General features: G+C 67.8%; 6 protein-coding genes. 2 read left to right on the forward strand and 4 right to left on the reverse strand.

Going from position 1 to position 5,416, the window contains the following annotated elements; translation table 11 throughout:
• From ACTS1X_RS06030 to ACTS1X_RS06040, 3 genes are all read right to left on the reverse strand, one after another.
• A partial coding sequence (locus tag ACTS1X_RS06030; protein ID WP_442613483.1) for an acyl-CoA dehydrogenase family protein occupies positions 1-340 on the reverse strand: 340 nt, incomplete at its 3' end.
• Between the two features lie 179 nt (positions 341-519).
• On the reverse strand, positions 520-1,173 hold the full coding sequence (fsa, locus tag ACTS1X_RS06035) for a fructose-6-phosphate aldolase (RefSeq protein ID WP_442613484.1): 654 nt from the start codon (positions 1,171-1,173) through the stop codon (positions 520-522).
• Positions 1,174-1,426: 253 nt separating this feature from the next.
• On the reverse strand, positions 1,427-2,110 hold the full coding sequence (locus tag ACTS1X_RS06040) for a DUF4197 domain-containing protein (protein ID WP_442613485.1): 684 nt from the start codon (positions 2,108-2,110) through the stop codon (positions 1,427-1,429).
• Between the two features lie 232 nt (positions 2,111-2,342).
• Here ACTS1X_RS06040 and ACTS1X_RS06045 point away from each other — a divergent pair, with 232 nt between their 5' ends.
• Entirely contained in the window at positions 2,343-2,663 is a 321-nt protein-coding gene (locus tag ACTS1X_RS06045) for a P-II family nitrogen regulator (protein WP_442613486.1), read from the forward strand.
• A gap of 10 nt (positions 2,664-2,673) precedes the next feature.
• On the opposite strand, the gene ACTS1X_RS06050 is transcribed toward ACTS1X_RS06045, so the two are convergent.
• On the reverse strand, positions 2,674-3,723 hold the full coding sequence (locus ACTS1X_RS06050; protein ID WP_442613487.1) for a sodium-dependent bicarbonate transport family permease: 1,050 nt from the start codon (positions 3,721-3,723) through the stop codon (positions 2,674-2,676).
• Between the two features lie 129 nt (positions 3,724-3,852).
• Here ACTS1X_RS06050 and priA point away from each other — a divergent pair.
• Positions 3,853-5,416 (forward strand): replication restart helicase PriA (gene priA, locus ACTS1X_RS06055; protein WP_442613488.1); only part of this gene is annotated, 1,564 nt, incomplete at its 3' end.

The following is a 5,416-nucleotide window of genomic DNA, read 5'->3' on the forward strand; positions in this document are numbered from 1 at the left end:
TCGCCTTCTGCTCGTCATTGCCCCAGCGGCGGATCTGGTTGACGCAGAGATTGGAATGCGCGCCGTAGCTGAGGCCGACCGAGGCGCTCGCGCGGCTCACTTCCTCGACCGCGACGCAATGTTCGAGATAGCCGAGCCCGAGACCGCCCCATTCCTCCTCGACCGTGATCCCGTGCAGGCCGAGCTCGCCCATCTGCGGCCAGAGCTCGACCGGGAACCAGTCCTCAGCGTCGATCTTCCTGGCGAGCGGTTCGATCCTGTCGGCGGCGAAGCGCGACGTCGTCTCGCGGATCATGTCGGCGGTTTCGCCAAGACCGAAATCGAGGGTGGGAGCGGACATGGGGTACCCTTCCGTTGAAAGAATGGCGCTTTAGCAAGACGGGCGCGCGCCCGGAAGGGCTTGCGGATAACCTTGTCGTCATTGCGAGGAGCCGGAGGCGACGCGGCAATCCAGAGCGGTTGGCGATAGCGCCTGGGGCTCTGGATTGCGTCGCTGCGCTCGCAATGACGGTTGTGCGATCAGCCGATCGACTGCCCGGTCTTTTCCCAGTCCGCCAGGAAGGCGGCGAGGCCCTTTTCCGTCAGCGGATGGTTGAAGAGCTTGAGGATCACGTCGGGCGGCATGGTCGAGACGTCCGCGCCCATCTTCGCGGCTTCGAGGATATGGATCGGGTGGCGGACGCTGGCGACGAGGATCTCGGTCTGGAAATCGTAATTGTCGTAGATGATCCGGATGTCCGAAATCAGGTTCATCCCGTCATAGCCGATATCGTCGTGCCGCCCGACAAAGGGCGAGATGAAGCTCGCCCCGGCCTTGGCGGCGAGCAGCGCCTGGTTGGCGGTGAAGCAGAGCGTGACGTTGACCATCGTGCCGTCGCTCGTCAGCGCCTTGCAGGTCTTGAGCCCGTCCACGGTCAGCGGCACCTTGATCGCGATATTGTCGGCGATCTTCCGCAGGACTTCGGCCTCGCGCATCATCGCCTCATGCTCGGTCGCGACGACTTCGGCCGAGACCGGGCCGTCGACGATCCCGCAAATCTCCTTCGTCACCTCCATGATGTCGCGGCCGGACTTGTGGATCAGCGACGGATTGGTCGTCACGCCGTCGACCAGGCCGGTGGCGGCGAGTTCGCGGATGGCGTCGGTGTCGGCGGTGTCGGCGAAGAATTTCATGGGCGGGCGTTCCTGTTGCGGCGGTTGAGTCGAGGACCCCGCTATAGCTTATCCGCGACGGCCGCGAACCCGACAATCCACATGGGTCCCGTCACGTCGGGATAGCGAGAGAAGTGGCGCCTTGTGTCTTTGGACAACCAACGTCATTGCGAGCGGAGCGAAGCAATCCAGAGCCAAGCGCGAAACGCTCTGGATTGCCGCGTCGCCCCGAAACAAGTTCGGGCCTCCTCGCAATGACGAAGATGGCCCGCCCTTATCCCAATAATCCAAACGCGCCGATGATGACCGGGTCGCCGGTCGCGCGCGGGTCGGCGCGGATCGCGGCTTCCTCCCGGCCGATCGCCGCGTAGATGCCGTCCGCGGCCTGGCGCGACACGTCCGCGCCGAGCCCGGCGATGTCGATGCCGGTCGCCGCCCGCAGCACCTCGCCGATCAGCGGATCCTGCGCGACGCGCAGCGCGGTCCCGATCTCGGGGACCATCGCGGTGACGAGCGCATCGCCCATCTGGCCGCGCAGCGCCTGGGTCGCGGCGTCGCCCCGCGCCGCGCGGATGATCGACAGCGCATCGGCGACCGAGAAGGAGCGGATCGCATCGGTGACGAGCGGCGCAGCGCGCTCGGCGCCCTCCGCGGCGGCATCGTTGAGCAGCCGCAGCAGGCGGCCGCGCACCGCCGATGTCGCGAGCAGCGCGCGGACGACGCCGCTCGCCCGCGGCCCGCCGATCTGATCGGGCAGCGTCACGCGGGCCAGCTGGTCGTCGTAGAAACCGTCCTCGGCGAGCAGCCGGGCGAAGGCGCGCTGCGAGGACAGGGTCAGCATCCGCCGGATCGCCTCGGTCAGGTCGAACCCGCCTATCCCCGTGCAGCCGGCCAGCGCGAGGAGCGGCAAGGCCGCGCCCGTTTTCACCAACGTCCTGCGATCGATCCGACTGTCCATGAACGCACTCCCTATACCATCTCCCGGAGAGACCTACCCCATTGCGGCGACAAGGCAAATGCCCGTCTGGCGAGGAAATGGGAGCGTCGTCGGCGGCCCGCACCCCGGGCTCTTCCGGGAGGCGCGGACGGCGGCCGGACCGGCCCCGGTTTCGCCGAACGGCGAGATGTCCGCTTGACCCCGAACGGGGGGCAACATAGCACAGCGGCAACCTGCCGAGAGGGCGAAAACCGTGACCTACAAAGCGACCAAAGTCGTGATCATCACCGAGAAGATCATCTTCGACGGCGTCGCCGAAATCATCGAAGAGGCGGGCGGCACCGGCTACACGGTCGTCGCGGCCGGCGGCAAGGGCAGCCGCGGCGTGCGCCCGACGAACCGCGCTTCGGTGGTCGACGCGTTCCGGAACGTGAAGGTCGAGGTGATCGTCTCGAGCCACGAAATCGCCGAGCAGATCACGGACCGGGTCGCGGCGCGCTATTTCGACGATTATTCGGGGATCACCTATCTCGAGGATGTCGAGATATTGCGCCCCCACAAATTCCACCACTAGGGCTCGGGCGCTAGCCGATACCGGTACCGAACACGATCTGCGCCAGCGCGACATAGAGCGGGATGCCGATCGCGATCGCCACCGGCGTGCCGATGCTGGTCGAGGCGCCGATATAGGCGGACGGATTGGCCGACGGGATCGCCGCACGCAGCGTGGGCGGGCCCGAAATGTCGGAACTCGATCCGGCCATGACCGCGAGCAGCACGATCCCGCCCGGGCTGAACCCCGTCGCCAGATGCAGCAGATAGCCGAGCCCGAACGCGATCAGGCCGTGCGCCAGCGGCGAGACGACCGCATAGACCGCATACCAGTGCGCGACCTTGCGGATCTCGTTGAGCCGCTGATAGGCCTCGATCCCCATGATCAGCATCAGGATCGAGAGGAGGCCGCGGAACAGCGGATCGTAAAAGCCTTCGAACACCTGTTCGGGCCGGGTGAGCAGGCCGAGGGCAAGGCCGAGCAACAGCGCCGACAGCGCCGAGCCGCGCAGGCTGTCGGCGATGATCGCGCCGATCCGTGGCCGCTCGTTCGTCTTGCCGTCGCGCTTGGCGAAATAGAGATTGGCGAGCACGATCGCCAGCACCAGCGCCGGGATGTCCATGAACGGATAGAGCGCCGGCACCCAGGCTTCGTAGAAGATGTCGTCCTCTTCGAGCAGCACCATCGCGGCGGCGAGCGTCGAGGCGCTGACCGCGCCGAACAGCCCGGCCGTGGCGATCGCGTCTTCGGTTCTCACGCCCGGCAGAAAGGCCAGCGTGAACCGCCCGATCAGGACGATCGCGCAGCCGATGAAAATGGTCGCGATGGCGGGCAGCAGCATGTCCGCGAGATCGGCGTCCCGGATTTCGAGACCGCCCTCGATGCCGATCCGCATGAGCAGCATGAAGACCGCGAACTTGTAGATCGCGTCGGGGATGTCGAGCTTGCTCCGGAACGCGGCGAGCAGCATTCCGCCGATCAGGAAGGCCAGCGCGGGAGACTGGAACTGCGTGACGAGACGCGTCAGAAAATCGCCCAGAAGCTCCATCGTCCCGTTCCCGCCGCCCGATTGTTCGGCCACAGGCTATCGGCAGGGACTTGCCGGGCGTCAAGGCCCAGATCGCAAAGAGGCCGCTCGCACGGACGCGGTTGTGGACAGGGCGGGCGCGCGCACCTTCCCCGGACCGGCACATCGCCTATGTTGCACGGCATGAACCGCATCCGCGTCCTCATCCTCAACGCCGCGCTCGGCCCGCTCGACTATCGGGTGCCGGACGGCATGGCCGCGCCGCCGGGCAGCATCGTCAAGGTGCCGCTCGGCCCGCGCCAGGTGACCGGCGTGGTCTGGGACGAGGGGCGGCTCGAAGGCACGCCGGTGGCCGCGGCGAAGCTGCGCCCGATCCTCGGCGTCTACGATTCGCCGCCGATCCCCGAAACCCTGCGGCGGCTGATCGAATGGACGGCCGACTATTATCTCGCACCGCTCGCCTCGGTGCTGCGGATGAGCCTGGCGTCCACCAGCGGCTATTCGGGCGAGAAGACGATCACCGAATATCGCGCCTCGGGCGGGATGCCCGAACGGATGACGCCGAAGCGCGAACAGGCGCTCGAGCTGATCGGCGACAGCCAGGGAATCATCCGCGAGCTGGCCGAGATCGGCGAAGTCTCGGTCGGCGTGATCCGGGGGCTGGTGAAGGCGGGCGCGCTCGAGCCGGTCGAGGTCTCGCTCGACGCGCCCTTCCCGCTCCCCGATCCCGATTTCGGCCCGCCCGAACTCGAGGAGGGCCAGCAAAGGGCGAGCGCGCGGCTGGTCGAGGCGGTGAAGGCGCGCGCGTTCGCGCCGATCATGCTCGACGGGGTGACGGGTTCCGGCAAGACGGAGGTCTATTTCGAGGCGATCGCCGAAGCGCTGCGCATGGGCCGGCAGACGCTCGTCCTGCTGCCCGAGATCGCGCTGACCGAACCGTTCCTCACGCGCTTCACGGCGCGGTTCGGCTGCGAACCCGTCGCCTGGCATTCGGGGCTGCGCCAGTCCGAACGCCGCCGCGCCTGGCGGGCCATCGCCACCGGCGAGGCGAAGGTGACGGTCGGCGCGCGCTCCTCGCTGTTCCTCCCCTATCCGAAGCTCGGACTCATCATCGTCGACGAGGCGCATGAGAGCGCCTTCAAGCAGGAGGAAGGCGTCATGTATCACGCGCGCGACGTCGCGGTGATGCGCGGGCATTTCGAGAGCTTCCCGGTCGTCCTCGCCTCGGCGACGCCGGCGATCGAGACGCGCCAGATGGTCGAGATCGGGCGCTATGAGGAAATCACCCTGCCCGGCCGCTATGGCGCGGCGGAACTGCCAGAGCTGGCCGCGATCGACATGCTGCAGGACCCGCCGCCGCGCGGCTCCTGGCTCGCGCCGACCCTGGTCCGCGCGGTCGGGGAGACGCTGGCGCGCAAGGAACAGTCGCTGCTGTTCCTCAACCGGCGCGGCTATGCGCCGCTGACCCTGTGCCGCACCTGCGGCCACCGCTTCCAGTGCCCGAACTGCACGGCCTGGATGGTCGAGCACCGGCTGCTCGCCCGGCTCGCCTGCCACCATTGCGGCCATGTCATGCCGCCGCCCGACGAATGCCCGGAATGCGGCGCGGTCGACAGCCTCGTCGCCTGCGGCCCCGGGGTCGAGCGGATCGCGGACGAAGTCGCCGCGCTCTTCCCCGAGGCGAAGACCGCGATCGTCACCTCGGACACGCTCTGGTCGCCGGCCAAGGCCGCCGAGTTCGTCCACA

Origin of the sequence: Parasphingopyxis sp. (assembly GCF_052168275.1) — a bacterium.
Lineage (GTDB): Bacteria > Pseudomonadota > Alphaproteobacteria > Sphingomonadales > Sphingomonadaceae > Parasphingopyxis.